This window comes from Lelliottia jeotgali, assembly GCF_016771845.1.
In the GTDB taxonomy this organism is placed as follows: Bacteria; Pseudomonadota; Gammaproteobacteria; order Enterobacterales; family Enterobacteriaceae; genus Enterobacter; species Enterobacter jeotgali.
In genome coordinates this window covers 1,117,824-1,139,242 of the sequence record NZ_JAENMQ010000001.1, presented here as the reverse complement: position 1 = coordinate 1,139,242, position 21,419 = coordinate 1,117,824, and the positions used below count along the sequence as shown (strand labels likewise).

Annotated in this window: 22 protein-coding genes; 15 read left to right on the top strand and 7 right to left on the bottom strand. The window is 52.1% G+C overall.

Features of this window, described 5'->3' with window-relative positions; translation table 11 throughout:
• Window positions 1-16 precede the first annotated feature (16 nt).
• Both folX and yfcG read right to left on the bottom strand, forming a co-directional pair.
• Window positions 17-379 (bottom strand): dihydroneopterin triphosphate 2'-epimerase, encoded by a 363-nt coding sequence (folX, locus tag JBO43_RS05350; RefSeq protein ID WP_095282769.1) that lies wholly within the window; start codon window positions 377-379, stop codon window positions 17-19.
• 72 nt (window positions 380-451) lie between these two features.
• Window positions 452-1,081: a GSH-dependent disulfide bond oxidoreductase gene (gene yfcG / locus JBO43_RS05345; RefSeq protein ID WP_095282768.1), complete on the bottom strand. Its 630-nt coding sequence runs from the start codon at window positions 1,079-1,081 to the stop codon at window positions 452-454.
• 138 nt (window positions 1,082-1,219) lie between these two features.
• Between yfcG and yfcF the strand changes: the two genes are divergently transcribed.
• From yfcF to yfcD, 3 genes are read left to right on the top strand one after another with little or no spacing between them, the layout of a single operon-like run.
• Complete coding sequence (yfcF, locus tag JBO43_RS05340; RefSeq protein WP_202673848.1) at window positions 1,220-1,864, top strand: glutathione transferase; 645 nt, start codon at window positions 1,220-1,222, stop codon at window positions 1,862-1,864.
• A 55-nt stretch (window positions 1,865-1,919) separates the two neighbouring features.
• Window positions 1,920-2,471, top strand: a complete 552-nt coding sequence (yfcE, locus tag JBO43_RS05335; RefSeq protein ID WP_095282767.1) for a phosphodiesterase — start codon at window positions 1,920-1,922, stop codon at window positions 2,469-2,471.
• Window positions 2,472-2,525: 54 nt separating this feature from the next.
• Entirely contained in the window at window positions 2,526-3,080 is a 555-nt protein-coding gene (gene yfcD, locus JBO43_RS05330; protein ID WP_095282766.1) for an NUDIX hydrolase YfcD, read from the top strand.
• A gap of 3 nt (window positions 3,081-3,083) precedes the next feature.
• On the opposite strand, the gene JBO43_RS05325 is transcribed toward yfcD, so the two are convergent.
• Complete coding sequence (locus tag JBO43_RS05325; protein ID WP_103947227.1) at window positions 3,084-4,103, bottom strand: LacI family DNA-binding transcriptional regulator; 1,020 nt, start codon at window positions 4,101-4,103, stop codon at window positions 3,084-3,086.
• Window positions 4,104-4,341: 238 nt separating this feature from the next.
• On the opposite strand from JBO43_RS05325, the gene JBO43_RS05320 reads away from it, so the two are divergent.
• The 5 genes from JBO43_RS05320 (at window position 4,342) to JBO43_RS05300 (ending at window position 8,324) form a co-directional block, all read left to right on the top strand.
• On the top strand, window positions 4,342-4,785 hold the full coding sequence (locus JBO43_RS05320) for a PTS sugar transporter subunit IIA (protein WP_095282764.1): 444 nt from the start codon (window positions 4,342-4,344) through the stop codon (window positions 4,783-4,785).
• 80 nt (window positions 4,786-4,865) lie between these two features.
• Window positions 4,866-5,138: a PTS sugar transporter subunit IIB gene (locus tag JBO43_RS05315; protein ID WP_095282763.1), complete on the top strand. Its 273-nt coding sequence runs from the start codon at window positions 4,866-4,868 to the stop codon at window positions 5,136-5,138.
• A 21-nt stretch (window positions 5,139-5,159) separates the two neighbouring features.
• On the top strand, window positions 5,160-6,551 hold the full coding sequence (locus tag JBO43_RS05310; protein ID WP_095282762.1) for a PTS ascorbate transporter subunit IIC: 1,392 nt from the start codon (window positions 5,160-5,162) through the stop codon (window positions 6,549-6,551).
• Window positions 6,548-7,378: a transketolase gene (locus tag JBO43_RS05305; RefSeq protein ID WP_103947226.1), complete on the top strand. Its 831-nt coding sequence runs from the start codon at window positions 6,548-6,550 to the stop codon at window positions 7,376-7,378. The genes JBO43_RS05310 and JBO43_RS05305 overlap by 4 nt, the downstream gene beginning before the upstream one ends.
• Window positions 7,371-8,324, top strand: coding sequence for a transketolase family protein (locus tag JBO43_RS05300; protein WP_103950085.1), 954 nt, complete (start codon window positions 7,371-7,373; stop codon window positions 8,322-8,324). The genes JBO43_RS05305 and JBO43_RS05300 overlap by 8 nt, the downstream gene beginning before the upstream one ends.
• A gap of 112 nt (window positions 8,325-8,436) precedes the next feature.
• Here JBO43_RS05300 and pta read toward each other — a convergent pair whose 3' ends face one another.
• Both pta and ackA read right to left on the bottom strand, forming a co-directional pair.
• The gene (gene pta / locus JBO43_RS05295; RefSeq protein WP_095282759.1) at window positions 8,437-10,581 is read right to left on the bottom strand and encodes a phosphate acetyltransferase; all 2,145 of its coding nucleotides are present in this window, start codon (window positions 10,579-10,581) and stop codon (window positions 8,437-8,439) included.
• Window positions 10,582-10,657: 76 nt separating this feature from the next.
• Window positions 10,658-11,860, bottom strand: a complete 1,203-nt coding sequence (gene ackA / locus JBO43_RS05290) for an acetate kinase (RefSeq protein ID WP_095282758.1) — start codon at window positions 11,858-11,860, stop codon at window positions 10,658-10,660.
• A gap of 337 nt (window positions 11,861-12,197) precedes the next feature.
• Between ackA and yfbV the strand changes: the two genes are divergently transcribed.
• The 4 genes from yfbV (at window position 12,198) to JBO43_RS05270 (ending at window position 15,817) form a co-directional block, all read left to right on the top strand.
• Window positions 12,198-12,653, top strand: a complete 456-nt coding sequence (yfbV, locus tag JBO43_RS05285) for a terminus macrodomain insulation protein YfbV (protein WP_095282757.1) — start codon at window positions 12,198-12,200, stop codon at window positions 12,651-12,653.
• A gap of 90 nt (window positions 12,654-12,743) precedes the next feature.
• Window positions 12,744-13,238 (top strand): YfbU family protein, encoded by a 495-nt coding sequence (locus JBO43_RS05280; protein WP_095282756.1) that lies wholly within the window; start codon window positions 12,744-12,746, stop codon window positions 13,236-13,238.
• Between the two features lie 10 nt (window positions 13,239-13,248).
• Window positions 13,249-13,908, top strand: coding sequence for a sugar phosphatase (locus tag JBO43_RS05275; protein WP_202673847.1), 660 nt, complete (start codon window positions 13,249-13,251; stop codon window positions 13,906-13,908).
• 76 nt (window positions 13,909-13,984) lie between these two features.
• Entirely contained in the window at window positions 13,985-15,817 is a 1,833-nt protein-coding gene (locus JBO43_RS05270; RefSeq protein ID WP_103950086.1) for an SLC13 family permease, read from the top strand.
• 96 nt (window positions 15,818-15,913) lie between these two features.
• Here JBO43_RS05270 and yfbR read toward each other — a convergent pair whose 3' ends face one another.
• Window positions 15,914-16,513, bottom strand: a complete 600-nt coding sequence (gene yfbR, locus JBO43_RS05265) for a 5'-deoxynucleotidase (protein ID WP_095282754.1) — start codon at window positions 16,511-16,513, stop codon at window positions 15,914-15,916.
• Between the two features lie 94 nt (window positions 16,514-16,607).
• The gene (gene alaA / locus JBO43_RS05260; RefSeq protein ID WP_095282753.1) at window positions 16,608-17,822 is read right to left on the bottom strand and encodes an alanine transaminase AlaA; all 1,215 of its coding nucleotides are present in this window, start codon (window positions 17,820-17,822) and stop codon (window positions 16,608-16,610) included.
• An 884-nt stretch (window positions 17,823-18,706) separates the two neighbouring features.
• Between alaA and lrhA the strand changes: the two genes are divergently transcribed.
• From lrhA to nuoB, 3 genes are all read left to right on the top strand, one after another.
• Window positions 18,707-19,645, top strand: a complete 939-nt coding sequence (lrhA, locus tag JBO43_RS05255) for a transcriptional regulator LrhA (RefSeq protein ID WP_103947223.1) — start codon at window positions 18,707-18,709, stop codon at window positions 19,643-19,645.
• 631 nt (window positions 19,646-20,276) lie between these two features.
• Window positions 20,277-20,717 (top strand): NADH-quinone oxidoreductase subunit NuoA, encoded by a 441-nt coding sequence (gene nuoA, locus JBO43_RS05250; RefSeq protein WP_095282751.1) that lies wholly within the window; start codon window positions 20,277-20,279, stop codon window positions 20,715-20,717.
• Between the two features lie 15 nt (window positions 20,718-20,732).
• Window positions 20,733-21,407, top strand: coding sequence for an NADH-quinone oxidoreductase subunit NuoB (gene nuoB, locus JBO43_RS05245; RefSeq protein WP_003861482.1), 675 nt, complete (start codon window positions 20,733-20,735; stop codon window positions 21,405-21,407).
• The last annotated feature ends 12 nt before the right edge of the window (window positions 21,408-21,419 follow it).

Below are 21,419 nucleotides of genomic sequence, written 5' to 3'. Positions count from 1 at the left end.
ACCTCCGGGGTTGCGCTTAGCGTTGCCAGCCTAGGGTCATCGACACCGAGTCGGCGTAACGCAGCGCGTGAAGTTTATCGATTTCCACTTCAGCATAAGTGACCCAGTGATGTTCGCGTGCGATATCGAGCACATCCTGAGTTAATTTCTCCAGCAAAGAGAAGCGGTTATTCTCCACATATTTAATGATGTTCTTAGTGATAGTGCGATAGTTCAGCGCATCGTTAATATCTTCGCTGGCGCGCGCTTTCTCTGCCGGGTAATGAATAACGACATTAATCACGATGTCCTGACGATTTTCGATCTCTTCGTCTTTGATGCCGATAAAGGTACGTAAGCGTAAGTTTTTTATACGAATAATAGCGTCTTGCTGTGACATTGCAGGCTTCCTCTGTTTATTATTCGCACCATAATACATGAGGATATTCGGCGCGCCCAATCTGGCGGATACTTAAATTTGCTGAGCCTTCTGCATCGCGCGTTCCGTCGCCGGACGGTTGCGAATTCGTTCGAACCAGTTGTTTACGGCTGGATAGTTTGCGAGATCGATGCGCTGGCGCACATGCGCGTTTATCCACGGCCAGCAGGCGATATCCGCGATGCTGTAATGGTCACCACCCAGCCAGGGGGATTTTTCCAGCCGTTTGTTCATCACGCCATACAGTCGTTGCGTTTCAACCTGATAACGTTCTATCGCATAAGGAATGGTCTGCGGCGCAAAGTGATTAAAGTGGTGATTTTGCCCGAGCATTGGACCCAGACCACTTGATTGCCAGAATAACCATTGCAATGTGTGATGTCGTTCACGCAATTCGCCGCTCAGCAGTTTTCCCGTTTTCTCCGCCAGATACAGCAGGATCTCACCGGATTCAAACAGGCTTAAGGGGCGACCACCGTCCGTCGGGGCGGCATCGACAATGGCGGGGATTTTATTGTTCGGTGAGATGGCGAGAAAATCAGGCCGGAACTGATCGCCCTTGCTGATATCCACTTTGATAATGCGATAATCCAGCTGCGTCTCTTCCAGAAATAGCGTGATCTTGTGTCCGTTGGGGGTCGGGGCAAAATAGAGGTCTATCATCTCAACTCCTGTCGTTACATTATTTCATGCCATAAAAACGAGTATAGGTGCTGATGATAAATCGTGAGTTTTCATCAAGTGACAGGGACCTAAAGAGATTATATGTTGGATGAAAACCGATCAGCCGATGAGGATATTATGAGCCAACCTGCGATTACCCTGTGGTCCGATGCCAACTTTTTCTCACCCTATGTGATGAGTGTATATGTTGCGCTGGCGGAAAAGGGGCTGACATTTAATCTCAAAACCGTTGATCTGGATCGCGGTGAGCACCTCAAACCACAGTGGCAGGGCTATGCTTTGACGCGTCGCGTACCGGTGCTGGAAATTGACGGGTTTGAGCTCAGTGAATCCTCTGCCATTGCTGAATATCTGGAAGACCGTTTTGCACCTCCAGAGTGGGAGCGAATTTATCCTCATGATCTGCAAAAACGTGCGCGTGCGCGTCAGATTCAGGCGTGGATCAGAAGCGATCTGGTACCGATTCGTGAACAGCGCTCGACGGACGTTATCTTTGGCGGGGCGACAAAGCCCGCTTTAGACGAAGCGGGCGTCGCGAGTGCCAGCAAGTTGTTTGAGACGGCGGGGAGATTGCTGGAACACGGTAATCCGAATTTATTTGGTGAGTGGTGCATTGCCGATGCCGATTTGGCGCTCATGCTAAACCGTCTGGTATTGAATGGCGATGCCGTTCCGCAGACGTTGGTGGATTATGCCTCGTTCCAGTGGCAGCGCGCTTCAGTGCAGCGTTTTGTGGCGCTTTCGGCAAAGCGCGCAGGCTGATAACCCCTGTGTGTTCAGGTATAATAGGGCAGCGATCATTTGAAAGGAGTCACAGATGAAACTGATGTTTGCATCGGATATTCACGGCTCGCTGCCCGCTACGGAACGCGTGCTTTCACGCTTTGTTCAGAGTGGTGCGCAGTGGCTCATTGTTCTGGGCGATGTGCTCAACCACGGCCCGCGCAATGCGCTTCCGGAAGGCTATGCGCCTGCGCAGGTGGCCGAAAAACTGAATCAGTACGCTGACAAAATCATCGCCGTTCGCGGCAATTGCGACAGCGAAGTCGATCAGATGTTACTGCATTTCCCGATAACCGCACCCTGGCAGCAAATCCTGCTGGAAAAGCGTCGTCTGTTTTTGACCCACGGGCATCTTTTTGGCCCGGACAATCTGCCGCCGCTTTCGACTGGCGATGTGCTGGTTTACGGTCATACTCATATTCCGGTGGCGGAACAGCGCGAGGGTGTCGTGCATTTCAACCCAGGCTCCGTCAGCATCCCTAAAGGCGGGAATGTACCCAGCTACGGTATGCTGGAGGACAATCTATTGAGCGTTATCGCACTTAATGATCAGCAAGTTATTGCGCAGGTCAGCATTAATCCGTAAGTTACACCTCAAAGTCAAACGCGCCACAAGAGCGCTTAACGAGAAGGGTTCCCGATGGTGGAGCAGCGTCATTTGGCAAGTACAGAGTGGGTTGACATTGTCAGCGAAGACAATGAAGTGATTGCACAGGCGAGCCGCGAGCAAATGCGGGCAGAACGCCTGCGTCATCGCGCAACTTACATCGTTGTTCACGATGGAATGGGCAAGATTCTGGTACAGCGACGTACTGACACGAAAGATTTTCTCCCAGGTATGCTCGATGCGACTGCCGGTGGAGTTGTTCAGGCTGATGAAGTTCTACTCGATTCCGCTCGTCGTGAGGCCGAAGAAGAGTTAGGCATCGCCGGTGTGCCGTTTGCCGAGCACGGTCTGTTCTACTTCGAAGACAAGCACTGTCGCGTCTGGGGCGGGCTGTTTAGCTGTGTTTCCCACGGCCCATTTGCGCTTCAGGAAGAAGAAGTAAGTGAAGTGAGTTGGATGACGCCGGAAGAGATCACCGCGCGTTGCGACGAATTTACGCCGGATTCACTGAAAGCGCTGGCGCTGTGGATGAGCCGCAACGCCAAAAATGAATCTGCAAAACCAGAAAAGCAGGAACAAGCCGAGTAACACTCAGCAGCTTTCCCGCAAGCACAGACTGGAAGCGATCGGTTTCTGATCGCGCCAGTCGCCGCCATTCAACCGCTCCAGCAGCGCACGTCCGGCCTCAATACCAATCTTCCGATGTGGCACTGCCATCGTCGTCAGGGGGGGCTGACAGACCCGGCTGACGTCGCTATCACCAAATCCCACTACCGCCAGATCGTCCGGCACTTTGATGCGTCTGCGCTGGCATTCATACAACACACCGCACGCCAGCTCATCAGAAACGCAGACCAGCGCATCCAGTTCAGGCCAGGCGAGTAAAAACTCCGGCAACTGCGATGCACCCGTTGAGAAATTCGGCGGCAGCGCGGCGTTAATTACTCGATTGGGCGACATATGGTGGCGCAACATGGCTTTATACCAGCCCTGCAAATGCTGCTTGAAAATCCACTGTTCCTGATTTGCACATAGCAGCCCAATGTTCTGATAACCTCGCTGAATCACCAGTTCGGTAAGTTCATACATCGCGGCAACATTATCGATACCGATATTCATATCCAGCGGCTCGGCGCGCATAGCACCCATTTCCATCACCGGAATGGAGGCGTTTTTCAGCCAGTGGCGAACCGTATCGGTGTGTTCAGCGCTGAGTAAAATCGCGGCTGCAATGTTAGAGGCGAGCAGCGTTTCGAGCAGTTTTTCTTCCTGTTCAGGCCGGTGTTGCGATTCTGCCAGCATAATCTGGTATCCGGCAGGTTGCAGGATTTGCTGTAATCCGGCAAACATCTCGGAACAACCGTCTTCGGCAAGATTCGGAACCACCATCGCGATGGTCCATGACGAGGCCGACGCCAATGCGCTCGCCGCAAGATTGGGCATGTACCCTAATTCTTGCACCGCAGCTTCAATTTTTTCTCGCAGCTTATCGGAAACCTGCTCAGGCGTGCGCAATGCGCGGGACACCGTCATAGTACCCACTCCGGCAAGCTGTGCGACGTCAGAGATCGTCACTTTGCCGGTACTACGTCGTTTTCGGGTTAGAGACATACAAATTCCTGGTGACCAGACGCGTTTTTCTTATCATCCTTCGCTTCACATGAATTTGAGTATACGCCTTAAATCCCTTTGTTTACTGTGATTTCCCGTGCGGATTACGATTTGATAGCGCTATCACAATTTTGAATGTTAGAAATTGGTAGCGCTATCTTTGTGATCTTGATCGCAGCTATCCGCGATGGGCTTGCATAAAGTTTGTTCATTGTTGACATCAGGGTGGGAGAAAAAAGTGCTCAAAAGCTGGATATATGATGCCACCATCACGTTGGAAGAGAGCGTTGAAAACTGGCCGCAGGCGCTGGAGCTTTGCGCCAGACCGCTGCTGGAAATGAACGTCATCTCGCCGGAGTACGTGACGGCTATTGTCGAACAGCATCATAAGTTAGGACCTTACTACGTGCTGGCACCAGGGCTGGCGATGCCGCATGCGCGGCCAGAAGAAGGGGCGAAAGGGCTTGGCCTCTCATTATTAAAACTGAAACAGGGAGTCGCATTTGGTGCCGGAGAGTTCGATCCGGTGGATATTATCATCATGCTGGCTGCGCCTGACAAACACAGCCATATAGAAATGATTTCCGCGCTGGCTGAATTATTTTCCAGTGATGAGGATTTAATCGAGCTTCACAACGCCACTACGCGGGAGGAGATTAAAACTATTATCGAACGCTTCTGAATTAATTATCTATCCCCGTAAATTAACTCATTACGTGTATTCGTGATGCGGGCGTACTCTACTCAAAAAAAGGTATAACAATGAAAATAATGGCGATTTGCGGCTCTGGCCTCGGCAGCAGTTTTATGGTCGAAATGAACATCAAAAAAGTCCTTAAGAAGTTAAATATTGAAGCCGAAGTAGAACACTCAGATTTGTCATCAGCAACGCCGGGGGCCGCCGATCTCTTCGTGATGGCGAAAGATATTGCCGCCAGTGCGAGCGTACCGGAAAGCCAGCTGGTGGTGATCACCAATATTATCGACATCAATGAACTCGAAGCGCAGCTCAGCGCCTGGTTCGCGAAACAATAACCCTGTTTAGGCGAGGTGGATATGTTTATCCTTGAAACGCTGAATTTCGTTGTTGATATTTTAAAAGTCCCCTCAGTGCTGGTGGGCTTAATTGCCTTAATTGGCCTGGTGGCGCAGAAAAAACCGTTCTCCGATGTCGTAAAAGGAACCATTAAAACGATCCTCGGTTTTATTGTGCTGGGCGGCGGTGCCACGGTGCTGGTGGGCTCGTTAAATCCATTGGGCGGGATGTTTGAACACGCCTTTAGTATTCAGGGAATTATTCCGAATAACGAAGCGATTGTTTCGATTGCGCTGGAGAAATATGGTGCATCGACGGCGCTGATTATGGCATTCGGGATGGTAGCCAATATTATCGTCGCTCGATTTACGCGCCTGAAATACATCTTCCTTACCGGGCATCACACGTTCTATATGGCCTGTATGATCGGTGTAATCTTGACGGTTGCCGGTTTTGAAGGCGTCGGTCTGGTCTTTACCGGCTCGTTAATTTTGGGTCTGATCATGGCGTTTTTCCCGGCACTGGCGCAGCGCTATATGAAGCGTATCACCGGTAATGACGATATCGCCTTTGGTCACTTTGGTACGCTGGGCTACGTGCTTTCCGGCTGGATCGGCAGTAAATGTGGGAAAGGTTCTCGTTCTACTGAAGAGATGAACCTGCCGAAGAACTTGAGCTTCCTGCGTGACAGTTCAATTTCTATCTCTCTGACCATGATGATCATTTACCTGATCATGGCGGTGAGCGCCGGTCGTGAATACGTTGAAGCGACGTTCAGCGGCGGTCAAAACTATCTGGTTTACGCCATCATCATGGCGATCACTTTCGCGGCGGGCGTGTTCATTATCTTGCAGGGTGTGCGTCTGATTCTGGCGGAGATCGTTCCGGCCTTTACCGGCTTCTCTGAGAAACTGGTTCCCAATGCGCGTCCGGCTTTGGACTGCCCGGTGGTTTATCCTTACGCGCCCAATGCGGTGCTGATTGGCTTCTTGTTCAGCTTCCTCGGCGGGATCGTCGGGCTATTCCTGTGCGGACAGTTTAGCTGGGTGCTGATCCTGCCGGGCGTCGTTCCTCACTTCTTCACTGGCGCAACCGCCGGGGTATTTGGTAATGCCACCGGCGGGCGTCGCGGGGCGATGATCGGTGCTTTTGCCAACGGCCTGCTGATTACCTTCCTGCCGGTGATGCTGTTGCCTGTTCTCGGCGCCATTGGTTTTGCAAACACCACGTTCTCGGATGCCGATTTCGGTGCCGTGGGCATCGTGCTGGGCAACCTGGCGCGCTATCTGTCGCCATTCGCTATCACAGGCCTTGTCGTCGCGGTGTTCGCACTTCTGGTGGCGTACAACGTGTTTGCTAAAACCAAATCTGCGGGCGGTAACGCGCAGGAAAATACCGGAGCCAAATCATGAATGTAAAAGAAGTGACCCGACTGGCGCGCGAGATCCGCGTGGAAACTCTCAAATCGCTGACGCAGCTGGGGTTCGGACATTATGGCGGCAGTATGTCGGTGGTGGAAACACTGGCGGTATTGTACGGCGCGGTGATGAAAATCGATCCGGCCGATCCCGACTGGCCTGAGCGTGACTACTTTGTATTGTCCAAAGGCCACGCTGGCCCGGCACTCTACAGTACGCTGGCGATTAAGGGCTATTTCCCGGTGGAAGAGCTGAGCACGCTGAATCAGAACGGTACGCGTCTGCCGAGCCATCCCGATCGCCTGAAAACGCGCGGCGTAGATGCTACCACTGGCTCGCTGGGGCAGGGGATTTCTATTGCGGGCGGCATGGCGCTCTCGCACAAACTGGCGGGGCGCCCAAACCGGGTGTTTAGCATCGTCGGCGACGGCGAGCTGAACGAAGGGCAGTGTTGGGAGGCTTTCCAGTTTATCGCCCATCATCGACTGAACAATCTGACTATTTTTGTCGACTGGAACAAACAGCAGCTCGATGGTGAGCTGGATGAGATCATCTGTGCGTTTGACCTGGAAGGGAAATTCCGCGCGTTTGGTTTTGACGTGGTGACGGTCAAAGGAGATGACGTGCCAGGGCTGCTGGACGCGGTTTCGCAGCCGCCAGCCGCTGATGCACGCCCTAGGGTGGTGATCCTCGACAGTATCAAAGGCCAGGGCGTGCCGTATCTGGAGCAGTTGAGCAACTCCCACCACCTGCGACTGACGGACGATGTCAAAGCCGCGCTTAACGAGACGATTCGCCAACTGGAGGCCGCACATGATTAAGGTTGCACCCGCAGGACAAAAAGACGCCATCGAGATGCGCAAAGTGTATGCCGGTTTCGTGGCCAGCCAGATTGAAGCTGGAAGCGAGATTATCGCCCTCGAAGCGGATCTGATGAGTTCGATGGCGATGGACGGCGTGGCGCGTGATTATCCGCAGCATGTGATCAACTGCGGCATTATGGAGGCCAACGTTATTGGCACGGCGGCGGGTTTATCGCTGACCGGGCGCAAACCTTTTGTGCATACCTTTACGGCATTCGCCAGCCGTCGCTGCTTTGATCAGCTGTTTATGTCGCTCGATTATCAGCGTAATAACGTCAAAGTGATCGCCTCGGATGCGGGCGTCACGGCTTGTCACAACGGTGGCACTCATATGTCATTTGAGGACATGGGGATTGTGCGTGGTCTGGCGCATTCGGTAGTACTGGAAGTCACCGATGCCGTGATGTTCGAAGACGTGCTGCGCCAGCTTATCGATCTCGATGGGTTCTATTGGGTGCGCACCATTCGTAAGCAGGCACCGAGCGTGTACGCGCCGGGGTCGACGTTTACTATTGGTAAGGGTAACGTACTGCGCGAAGGCAGCGATATCACCCTGATTGCGAACGGCATTATGGTGGCTGAGGCGCTGGAAGCAGCACGTCAGCTGGAGCAGGAGGGCGTAAGTGCCGCGGTTATCGATATGTTTACTCTCAAACCTATCGACCGAATGCTGGTGAAAAACTATGCTGAGAAAACCGGGCGGATCGTGACCTGTGAAAACCACAGTATTCACAACGGATTAGGATCTGCTGTTGCCGAGGTGCTGGTCGAAACCTGTCCGGTACCAATGCGTCGAGTGGGGGTCAAGGAACGTTATGGCCAGGTGGGAACGCAGGATTTCCTGCAAAAAGAGTACGGCCTGACGGCACACGATATTGTCTCGGCGGCGCGAGAGCTACTGTAAATAAAAAAGGCGACCATTTATTGGTCGCCTTTTTTTGCCGGATGGCGCTGCGCTTATCCGGCCTACAATACCGTAGGCCCGGTAAGCGTAAGCGCCACCGGGCTTTTTAGCCTTACGCTTGTTGCTGTGAAGACTGGATCGCGGTCAGAGCGATGGTGTAGACGATATCGTCAACCAGCGCGCCACGGGACAGGTCGTTCACCGGCTTGCGCATACCTTGCAGCATTGGCCCGATGGAGATCAGGTCAGCAGAACGTTGTACCGCTTTGTAGGTGGTGTTACCGGTGTTCAGATCTGGGAAGATGAACACGGTCGCGCGACCTGCAACCGGAGAGTTCGGTGCTTTAGATTTCGCAACATCAGCCATAACAGCAGCATCGTACTGCAGTGGACCGTCGATCATCAGGTCAGGACGTTTTTCCTGAGCCAGACGAGTTGCTTCACGTACTTTCTCTACGTCGCTACCTGCACCAGAGTTGCCGGTGGAGTAAGAAAGCATCGCCACGCGCGGTTCGATACCAAAGGCAATCGCGGAATCCGCAGACTGGATAGCAATCTCAGCCAGCTGTTCAGCGGTTGGATCTGGGTTAATCGCACAGTCGCCGTAAACGTAAACCTGTTCTGGCAGCAGCATGAAGAACACGGAAGACACCAGAGAACTGCCCGGTGCGGTTTTGATCAGCTGCAGCGGTGGACGGATGGTGTTCGCGGTGGTGTGAACAGCACCAGAAACCAGACCGTCAACTTCGTCCTGCTCCAGCATCAGGGTACCCAGAACCACGTTGTCTTCCAGCTGTTCGCGGGCAACGGCTTCGGTCATGCCTTTGCTCTTACGCAGCTCAACCAGACGCGCAACATAGCTCTCGCGAACCACTTCTGGATCCACGATTTCGATACCTGAACCCAGTTCAACGCCCTGAGACGCCGCAACGCGGGTGATTTCATCTGGATTACCGAGCAGCACACAGGTCGCGATTCCGCGCTCTGCACAAATTGCGGCTGCTTTAACGGTACGCGGTTCGTCGCCTTCTGGCAGAACCACGCGTTTACCGGCTTTACGCGCCAGCTCAGTCAGCTGGTAGCGGAAGGCTGGCGGAGACAGACGACGGCTGCGCTCGGAGGTTGCGGTCAGAGACTCAACCCAGTCAGCGTTAATGTAGCTTGCAACGTATTCCTGAACTTTCTCGATACGTTCATGGTCATCAACCGGCACTTCCAGGTTGAAGCTTTGCAGGCTCAGAGAAGTCTGCCAGGTGTTGGTGTTCACCATGAAGACCGGCAGGCCAGTCGCGAAAGCACGTTCGCACAGCTTGCTGACGCGAGCGTCCATTTCATATGCGCCAGTCAGCAGGATCGCACCGATTTCAACGCCGTTCATCGCGGCCAGACACGCTGCAACCAGCACGTCAGGACGGTCAGCAGAAGTCACCAGCAGAGAGCCTGCGCGGAAATGTTCCAGCATGTGCGGAATGCTGCGTGCACAGAAGGTCACTGATTTCACGCGGCGGGTATTGATGTCGCCTTCGTTAACCACGGTCGCATTCAGGTGACGCGCCATGTCGATCGCACGGGTGGCGATCAGGTCAAAGCTCCACGGCACTGCGCCCAGAACGGGCAGCGGGCTGCTTGCGCTCAGCTGAGCTGGGTCCACTTTCACGATTTTCGCTTTGGAAGAATCGTCGAAAATTTCGGACAGGTCAGGGCGAGTACGGCCTTGCTCATCTACCGGTGCGTTCAGTTTGTTAACGATAACGCCGGTGATGTTGGTGTTTTTCGTGCCGCCGAAGCTGCTGCGGGTCAGCTCAATACGCTCGTTCAGCTGTTCCGGGGTATCGGTACCCTGGGACATCACGAACACGATTTCTGCGTTCAGGGTTTTGGCGATTTCGAAGTTCAGGGACTGAGCAAACTGATGTTTGCGCGTCGGAACCAGGCCTTCAACCAGCACCACTTCTGCGTCTTGCGCATTCGCGTGGAAATTGGCGATGATCTCTTCCATCAGCACATCGGACTGATTGCTGGAGAGCAGAGATTCAACGTGGCTCATTTTCAGCGGTTCAGCCGCTGGCAGACCGGAATTAGCACGCACGATGGCAGTGGTCTGGTCTGGCGCATCGCCACCGGCACGAGGCTGGGCGATAGGCTTAAAGACGCTCAGGCGAACGCCTTTGCGTTCCATAGCACGGATAACGCCAAGGCTGACGCTGGTCAGGCCGACGCTGGTTCCGGTAGGGATCAGCATAATAGTACGGGACACGGTTTATCCTCTTTTGGTTACCGCCGCATCGGGCGGGGTACAAAACAGCACCGCCAGCTAGGCTGGCGGTGTGGTATCAGGCAGTCAGACGGTTCGCGTCTTGCGCGATGACCAGCTCTTCGTTGGTTGGGATAACCAGAGCCGGGCGGGTGCCTTCTTTGTTGATGAAGCCAGACTTGCCGAAACGGGCAGCCAGGTTACGCTCGTGATCAACGTCGAAGCCCAGAACGCCCAGTTTGCCCAGGGACAGTTCACGAACCATTGCCGCGTTCTCACCGATACCACCGGTGAAGATAACCGCGTCCAGACGACCATCCATCAGTGCAGTGTAAGAACCGATGTATTTCGCCAGACGGTGGCAATAAACGTCCATTGCACGTTTAGCGTCAGCTTTGGTGGTGTAGTTGTCTTCAACATAACGGCAGTCGCTGGTGACTTCGGTCAGACCCAGCAGGCCAGACTCTTTGGTCAGCATTTTGTTGATAGCATCAACGCTCATGCCCAGGGTGTCGTGCAGGTGGAAGATGATCGCCGGGTCGATGTCACCGGAACGAGTACCCATCACCAGGCCTTCCAGCGGGGTCAGACCCATAGAAGTATCAACACATTCGCCGTTGCGGATAGCAGAAACAGAACCACCGTTGCCCAGGTGGCAAGTGATGATGTTCAGCTCTTCAACCGGTTTGTTCAGAACCTTGGCCGCTTCCTGAGTCACATAGAAGTGGCTGGTGCCGTGTGCGCCGTAGCGACGTACACCGTGTTCTTTGTACAGGCTGTACGGCAGGGCGTAGAGGTAAGATTCTTCCGGCATGGTCTGATGGAACGCAGTGTCGAACACAGCCACGTTTTTGTCTTTCAGATTCGGGAAGGATTTCAGGGCTTCTGCGATACCGATCAGGTGTGCAGGGTTGTGCAGCGGTGCAAAAGAGGCTGCGTCTTTGATACCCTGAATCACAGATTCGTCGATAACGACAGAACCGGTGTACTTCTCGCCGCCGTGAACAACACGGTGACCGATTGCCGTCAGCTGAGCAGACAGTTCTGGTTTTTGTGCCAGAATAGTGTTAACGATAAAGTTCAGCGCTTCACTGTGAGCGGCGCCTGCACCTAAAGCCGCTTCTTGTTTGCTGCCGTCCATTTTCCACTTAAGGCGTGCTTCAGGAAGATGGAAACATTCGGCCAAACCAGAGAGGTATTCTTCACCGTTGAGCGCATCGATGATGGCGAATTTCAGTGAGGAGCTACCGCAGTTCAGAACCAGTACTAACTTACTCGACATGGAAGTACCTATAATTGATACGTGGCTAAAAAAACGTCAGTGAGTCTCGTAGCGTAGCGCAAGATGACCCAGACATTTATGATTAACATCATGCCAAACCAACTTTCTGGCATGATGAAAGAAATCCATATGATGCTATGCCATTTTGAACGATTTTCAGACAATGGCATAATATGCGATAATTTGACGAGTTAACGATTCTCGTCTAAGGCCCAATCAGGCTGGCACAGAATACCCGATACTGGGTAGCGATGACAAAATATTTTGAACGTTGTCATGGCTTGTTGTGGATTTGCACGAAAATTTTAATTTTTATATGTGAAGTTGAGGTACAGCCATGTCGACACCAGAAAACCCCTCCGTGAGCTTCTTTAGTCTGTTTCGTCGGGGCCAGCTCTACGCAAAGACGTGGCCTCTGGAAAAGCGCCTTGCGCCAGTGTTTATCGATAATCGCGTGATTCGCATTACCCGTTATGCGATTCGCTTTATGCCGCCGATCGCTGTGTTTACGCTTTGCTGGCAGATTGCGCTGGGCGGTCAACTCGGCCCGGCCGTGGCGACGGCGCTGTTTGCGCTTACGTTGCCGATGCAAGGGCTGTGGTGGCTGGGCAAACGTTCAGTCACGCCGCTGCCACCTACTATTTTACACTGGTTTTATGAAGTGCGCGGGAAACTTCAGGAAGCAGGGCAGGCGCTGGCCCCGGTGGAAGGCAAACCGGATTACCAGGCGTTAGCGGATACGCTCAAGCGCGCTTTCAAGCAACTTGATAAAACATTCCTCGATGACTTGTGATTGATCATCGAAACGGTCACGAAAAGAAGGCACAGTAACAATCAGTTACCGTGTCTTTTTTTTAGTGCAACGCGCAACAGGAGTCGAAAGATGGAAATGACCAACGCTCAACGTCTGATTTTGTCCAATCAGTACAAGATGATGACTATGCTTGATCCCGACAACGCTGAGCGCTATCGCCGCTTACAGACTATCGTTGAACGTGGTTTTGGCTTGCAGATGCGCGAACTGGACCGCGAATTTGGTGAGCTGAAAGAAGAGACGTGCCGCACCGTCATCGACATCATGGAGATGTACCACGCGCTGCATGTTTCCTGGACCAATCTCAAAGATGCTCAAACAATTGATGAACGCCGCGTGACGTTCCTGGGCTTTGATGTGGCGACCGAATCGCGTTACCTGAGCTACGTGCGCTTCATGGTCAACACCGAAGGGCGTTATACCCATTTCGACGCCGGTACGCATGGCTTCAATTCTCAGACGCCGATGTGGGAAAAATATCAGCGTATGTTAAGCGCGTGGCATGCTTGCCCGCGTCAGTACCATTTAAGCAGCAATGAGATTCAGCAAATTATTAATGCCTGAGGGGGTGAATGTGCAGTGTAAAGGTTTTCTGTTTGATCTGGACGGTACGCTGGTGGATTCGCTGCCGGTCGTCGAGCGCTCGTGGTGCCATTGGGCCGACAGGCATGGCATTGACCATCAGGAAGTATTGAATTTCATCCACGGCAAACAGGCCATTACGTCGTTACGACACTTCTTACCGGGCAGAAGCGAAGAAGAGGTTCAGACGGAGTTCAAGTATCTGGAGCAGATCGAAGCGACAGATGTTGAAGGTATTGCGGCGCTCCCGGGCGCGCTTGAGCTGCTCCAGCATCTTGATGAAATGCAGATCCCCTGGGCTATCGTGACCTCGGGTTCGATTCCTGTTGCCCACGCACGCCACAAGGCGGCAGGCCTGCCGACGCCTGAAGTGTTTGTCACCGCAGAGCGTGTGAAGCGTGGCAAACCGGAACCGGATGCCTTCTTATTGGGCGCAGAACTGCTGGGTATTCATCCGGCCGATTGCGTGGTGGTGGAAGACGCCGCTGCAGGCGTTCTTGCAGGACTTAACGCCGGAAGTCATGTGATTGCCGTGAATGTTCCGGCCGGTTCGCCCCGGCTTGATGAGGTGGACTTAGTGCTCACGTCGCTTGCTTCGCTTGCGGTTCATAAAGCGTCAGACGGAAATGTAACTGTCTCCCTGAAAATGTAATCCCATGATTTAGCCCCACATTGTTGGGGCTTTTTTATGGCAAAATTTCCTTCCCTTTCCCTGACAAGGATATGTTGTGAACGGTGAACTGATTTGGGTGCTCAGCCTGCTTGCTATCGCCATCATTCTCTTTGCAACTGGCAAAGTGCGCATGGACGCCGTTGCTTTGCTGGTGATCGTCGCATTTGTCCTCAGCGGTACCTTGACCCTTCCCGAAGCTTTTTCTGGTTTTAGCGATCCCAACGTTATTTTGATTGCCGCGCTGTTTATCATCGGTGATGGGCTGGTGCGTACCGGCGTTGCCACGGTGATGGGGGCATGGCTGGTAAAAGTGGCGGGCAGCAGCGAAACCAAAATGCTTGTTTATCTCATGGTGACGGTCGCCGGACTTGGTGCATTCATGAGCTCGACCGGCGTGGTCGCGATCTTTATTCCGGTGGTATTAAGCGTCTCGATGCGTATGGAAATATCGCCTTCGCGCCTGATGATGCCACTCAGTTTTGCCGGGTTAATCAGTGGCATGATGACTCTCGTCGCCACGCCGCCAAACCTGGTGGTCAACAGTGAACTGCTGCGTGAAGGCTATGCCGGATTTAGCTTTTTCAGCGTAACGCCAATTGGACTGGTGGTGCTGGTGCTTGGCGTGGTTTACATGCTGCTGACCCGCTTTGCGCTGAAGGGCGATACACAACACAAAAAAGGCGATGGCTGGCGTCGTCGCACTTTCCGCGATTTGATCAAAGAGTATCGCCTCACCGGACGCGCGCGTCGTCTGGCAATCCGCCCCGGTTCACCGCTGATTGGTCAGCGTCTTGACGATCTCAAACTGCGTGAGCGCTACGGCGCGAATATCATTGGGGTTGAGCGCTGGCGGCGGTTCCGTCGGGTCATTGTCAACGTGAACGGCGTATCAGAATTCCGTGCCCGCGACGTCTTGCTGATCGACATGTCGACGGCGGAGGTCGATTTGCGCGAGTTTTGCACGGAACAGCTGCTTGAGCCGATGGTGCTCCGCGGTGAATATTTCTCTGACCAGGCATTGGACGTGGGGATGGCGGAAGTCTCCTTGATTCCTGAATCCGAATTGTTGGGTAAAACCGTGCGCGAAATCGGCTTTCGTACCCGCTACGGCCTGAATGTCGTCGGGCTGAAGCGCGACGGTGTTGCGATGGAAGGGGCGGTGGTGGATGAGCCGCTGCAATTGGGTGATATCTTCCTGGTGGTCGGCAACTGGAAGCTTATCAGCCAGCTCGGGCAAAAAGGGCGCGATTTTGTGGTGCTAAATATGCCCATTGAAGAGAGTGACGCATCACCCGCTCACAGCCAGGCTCCACACGCTATTTTCTGTCTGGTGCTGATGGTCGCGCTGATGCTCACCGATGAAATTCCCAACCCGATAGCGGCCATTATTGCCTGCTTGCTAATGGGTAAATTCCGCTGTATCGACGCGGAAAGTGCTTATAAAGCCATTCACTGGCCAAGCATTATTCTGATCGTCGGGATGATGCCTTTCGCGCTGGCACTGCAAAAAACTGGCGGCGTGGATTTGGTCGTGAAAGGGCTGATGGACGTCGGCGGGGGTTACGGCCCGTACATGATGTTGATTTGCCTGTTTGTGATGTGCGCGAGTATCGGACTGTTTATTTCCAATACCGCGACGGCGGTGCTAATGGCGCCGATAGCACTGGCGATGGCAAAATCGATGGGCGTCTCACCGTATCCGTTTGCCATGATGGTGGCGATGGCTGCATCGGCGGCGTTTATGACGCCAGTATCTTCACCGGTAAATACGCTGGTGCTGGGGCCGGGGAACTATAAATTCAGCGATTTCGTGAAGCTTGGCGTGCCGTTCACGATTCTGGTGATGCTGGTATGCGTAGTGTTAATTCCGGTGCTGTTCCCGTTTTGACATCGGTGTGCCGGGTGGCGGCTGCGCCTTACCCGGCCTACATTTGGGTGTTTTGTAGGCCCGTGCAAGCGTAGCGCCGCCGGGCACAACAGATGATTAAAGCGGTGAATCCTGGCTAATCTCGTCCAGCGACAGATGGAAGCTTGGGACAAACACCTCCATGAAGTAATCCATCTCTGCGCTACGGCGCTGCTCCAGGGTTTTTTCCAGCCGCGTTTTCGCCAGCAGAAACTCGTTATTTCCGGCAGACAGCTCTTCCAGACATTTAAGATAAGCGCACAGGGCATCCGCCTGTTTCACCAGCAATCTTTCCTCTTCACTGCACTGATGTTCATCAATCAGTGGGGCAAAAATATCCCGCAGCTCTTCCGGCACCATATCGACCAGCTTCTGTTGGGCTATCTTCTCAATAGCCTTATATTCCTGCGCAATCTGCGAGTTGAAATATTTCACCGGTGTCGGTAAATCCCCGGTCAGGACTTCAGAAGCGTCGTGGTACATCGCCAGCAGGGCGATACGTTCAGGATTAACCTGCCCATTGAATTTACGGTTTTTGATCGCGGCCAGGGCGTGAGCAACCATCGCCACCTGCAAACTGTGTTCCGACACGTTTTCGGTGCGCACGTTGCGCATCAGCGGCCAGCGGTTAATGAGTTTCAGGCGGGAGAGGTGGGCGAAGAAATGACTTTGACTCATAGAATACCTTTTGTCTTGCACTGCGACAGCGTTCATTGTGCGGCGAGGGGAGGCAAGATGCAAATCAGGCTGCCGATGGCAGCCTGATGGAGGATTACTGATGATAGCCGGAGAGGAATCGTCCGAACCGGCTAATCGCCATTTCCAGATCATCCTCGCGCGGCAGAGTGACGATACGCACGTGGTCTGGCCACGGCCAGTTAAACGCGGTTCCCTGAACCAGTAGCACTTTTTCCTGCAACAGGAAATCCAGCACCATTTTCTGATCATCGTGAATATTGAAACGTTTAGCGTCAATTTTCGGGAACATATAGAGCGCGCCGTTAGGTTTCACGCAGGAGACGCCAGGAATATCGTTAATCAGTTCCCACGCGCGGTTACGCTGCTCGTACAGGCGACCGCCCGGCACGATAAATTCGCTGATGCTCTGGTAGCCGCCGAGCGCAGTCTGAATGGCATGCTGTGCCGGAACGTTGGCGCACAGGCGCATTGACGCGAGCATTTCCAGCCCTTCGATGTAGCCTTTGGCGTGTTTTTTCGGGCCATTCAGCACCATCCAGCCCTGACGGAACCCGGCCACACGGTAGGTTTTCGACAAGCCGTTAAAGGTCACGGTCAGCAGATCCGGGGCCAACGTGGCGATAGAGTGATGCTGTGCGGCGTCGTAGAGGATCTTGTCGTAAATCTCATCGGCAAAGATGATCAGGTTGTGCTGACGGGCGATCTCGACGATCTCCATTAACAGCTCTTTGGAATACACCGCACCCGTTGGGTTATTCGGGTTGATAATGACGATGCCGCGCGTACGTGGGGTAATTTTCGCACGGATATCGTCAAGATCAGGGAACCAGTCAGCCGATTCGTCGCACAGGTAGTGCACCGCTTTGCCGCTGGAAAGGGATACGGCGGCAGTCCACAGCGGATAGTCCGGCGCAGGTACCAGCATCTCGTCACCGCTGTTCAGCAAAGCCTGCATGGCCTGCACGATCAGTTCGGAAACACCGTTGCCGATATAGATATCTTCAACGGTGACATCGCGCATCCCACGGGCCTGGTAATGCTGCATGATGGCTTTACGGGCGGAATAAAGACCTTTTGAATCACAGTAGCCTTGCGCAGTGGGCAAGTTACGGATCACATCAACCAGGATCTCATCCGGCGCGTCAAAGCCAAATGGCGCAGGGTTACCAATGTTGAGTTTCAGGACCTTATTGCCTTCCTCTTCCAGGCGTTTTGCCTCTTTGAGAACCGGACCGCGGATGTCGTAACAGACGTTATCTAATTTGCTGGATTTTTCGATTGGGGACATGAATCGTTGACCTTTTAGCTGTTATTGCCACTCCCTGCCGTGGAAGTCAGCACGGAACAATGTACTCCCACCGCGCGGTGTTTTGAAGGGTGTACAGAAGAAGATTTTGCCGGAATGCGAAAACGAGAGGTAATCTATTTGTCTGGAGATGAGCTTATTTTGTCGTCAATAGCGCCGTGATAGTCATCTTTGGTAGTTTATTATTTTGTTTGTTGATGGATTTGTTGTATTTTACCCTGATAAAATCAGAGGCTGCGCGCGAGAAACGATGATATTGCAATGATTTCATCTGGTATCTTTCGTAAAACCGGAATGCTTCTTAATATCTTTGGTGAATGCCCGATTTTGCTTAAGGTTACGCGTGTGAAAATAATGTTAAGCATTATTAATGGATAAACCTATTCTAAATTAATTTTTATTTATTAATGGTGCGTAAATCTTAACTTTCGTTAATTTTAATAAAATTAGTTTAGCCATTAATCAACATCGATTAATCAGGAATGGTGTAATAATACTTATAAATAAAGTGGATTTGGGTTAAGATGTTGTCTCAGGAAAAGAGTGAAATGTTTACATTGCTGTGTAATTCACGCTGCTTTTTCTGAATTAGTTGATTGTTATTGTTAGAATTATCTCTACTATACTGGATAGGCAAGCCTTTACTGCTGTGCCCATGTTGCGGGAAAAGAGGGTAGTGATTTGTAAGTTCTTTAATGGAATTTACCTAAATCAGTAAAACCTCAAAATATCCTGAACATTTAAGAGAATAAAATTATCGTCATGGAACGTTGTTTCTGACTTCTGCTATACACCAGCCAATAACTATCTGTCATGTAGTCTGCCGGTCGGGCAGCTCCGCACGAGCAACTTGTAAGTGAATAGATATGATAAATGCAAATCGTCCGATAATGAATCTCGACCTCGATCTGCTGAGAACGTTTGTTGCGGTCGCTGATCTCAATACCTTTGCTGCCGCTGCAGCCGCTGTCTGCCGTACCCAATCGGCAGTCAGTCAACAAATGCAGCGACTGGAACAACTGGTGGGCAAAGAACTCTTTGCGCGCCACGGTCGTAATAAGCTCTTAACTGAGCACGGGATCCAGCTACTGGGTTACGCACGGAAGATTTTACGCTTCAATGATGAAGCATGTATGTCATTAATGTTTAGCAATCTTCAGGGCGTTTTAACGTTAGGCGCATCTGATGAATCCGCTGATACGATATTGCCGTTTTTACTAAACCGGATCAGTTCGGTTTATCCGAAGCTTGCGCTGGACATCAGTGTCAAACGAAATGCGTTCATGGTTGATATGCTAAAAGACCATGAAGTTGACCTCGTTGTCACGGCACACCGTCCTGGGCAATTTGATTGTCTGACGTTGCGAACGTCGCCGACGCACTGGTATTGCGCAGCTGAATATGTTCTGCAAAAAGGTGAACCTATTCCGCTGGTACTGCTGGATGATCCCAGCCCGTTCCGCGATATGGTGTTATCAGCGCTGAATGAAGCGAATATTCCGTGGCGACTGGCTTATGTTGCTTCCACGTTGCCTGCGGTACGTGCGGCGGTTAAAGCGGGCCTTGGTGTCACCGCTCGTCCTGTTGAGATGATGAGCCCAGATTTACGTGTATTAGGTAAATCTGAAGGATTGCCCGTTTTGCCTGATACGGAATACCTGCTGTGTCACAATCCGTCCAGCAATAACGAGCTGGCAAAAATCGTCTTTGAAGCGATGGTGAACTACCACAATCCGTGGCAATTCGAGAATGTTACTCCCGAAGGGGGGGGCGATTCCCTGGTGGTTGAAGGGGATTTTGAGTGATCCAGCGCCTAAAATTCTCGTAACAATTTGTAAGTGTAAAAAAGAACCACTCGAGCGAATTTTTCGCGGAGTGGTTTTTTTTTAGCAAAAATAGCGACATAAAATATAAGGTTATTATAAATAGATTTTTATTTTCATGTGGTTACGTGTGTTTGTTTGAATTTTAGCCATTGTGCGTTTGAACACCCTGCAGGAGGCGCTCATGTTAAAAAACCAGCAAAAATGTTGCCGTTTTTTTGATTGGATTAACAAAAGCGTGTCTCAGATCAAGAAAATACTCCCATTTAGGGGGAGGAATCAGCAGCAAATCCTGTCAAAATAGGGGGGTAATATTTCTTTTACTTCAAAACGGACACGATTCAACAGCATGCAGTTGACGTAAAGTCATCAACCCACCAGGGTTAAAGGGCATGAAATGTTAATGAGAATCGATCTATGTGATTTAATGTGAAGAAACCTTTGTTAAAGTTGACAAAAGGTTATAGAAAGGAGTAAAAAACCACATCATTTTGCTGTCTATGTCTCATTTCTGACAGTCGGTGTAAGGTTATTTGTTCCTCCCCATGAATCGATGTGATGTCCATCTGCCAGCAAGAGCAGAGCTGTAGATATCACTTTTGATGAGTAAGCAATGAGTATGTCAACATCCACAGAAGTCGTCGCTCATCATTGGGCATTCGCAATCTTTCTAATCGTTGCCATTGGTCTGTGCTGCCTGATGTTAATCGGTGGCTGGTTCCTGGGCGGTCGCGCCCGCGCAAGGCACAAAAACACCCCATTTGAATCGGGTATCGATTCGGTAGGTACCGCTCGCTTACGCCTGTCCGCCAAGTTCTATCTGGTGGCCATGTTCTTCGTCATCTTCGACGTTGAAGCGCTCTACCTGTTCGCATGGTCAACTTCAATCCGCGAAAGTGGATGGATTGGCTTTGTCGAAGCCGCAATTTTCATTTTAGTGCTACTGGCCGGCCTGGTGTATCTGGTGCGCATCGGCGCGCTGGACTGGACACCTGTGCGTTCACGCCGTGAACTGGTTAATCCGGAAAACAGTAACTCTAATCGTCAGCAGTAACAGCGAGGCAATAAGATGGATTATACGCTCACCCGCATAGATCCTAACGGTGAGAATGACCGTTACCCCCTGCAAAAACAGGAGATCGTAACCGATCCCCTGGAGCAAGAAGTCAACAAAAGCGTGTACATGGGCAAGCTCGAACATGCCATGCACGATATGGTCAACTGGGGTCGTAAGAACTCCATCTGGCCATACAACTTTGGTCTTTCTTGCTGCTACGTTGAAATGGTGACGTCATTCACTGCGGTGCATGACGTTGCGCGTTTTGGTGCCGAGGTACTGCGTGCATCACCTCGTCAGGCTGACCTGATGGTGGTTGCGGGAACCTGCTTCACCAAAATGGCGCCCGTTATTCAGCGTCTTTACGACCAGATGCTCGAGCCGAAATGGGTAATCTCCATGGGGGCTTGTGCAAACTCAGGCGGTATGTACGACATTTATTCCGTCGTACAGGGCGTTGATAAGTTCATCCCGGTGGATGTTTACATCCCTGGCTGCCCGCCGCGTCCGGAAGCTTACATGCAGGCGCTGATGCTGCTGCAGGAGTCGATCGGTAAAGAGCGCCGTCCACTTTCCTGGGTGGTTGGCGACCAGGGCGTGTATCGCGCCAATATGCAGTCTGAGCGCGAGCGTAAACGCGGAGAACGTATTGCAGTAACCAATCTGCGTACGCCTGACGAAATTTAATTTGCGCCTGTG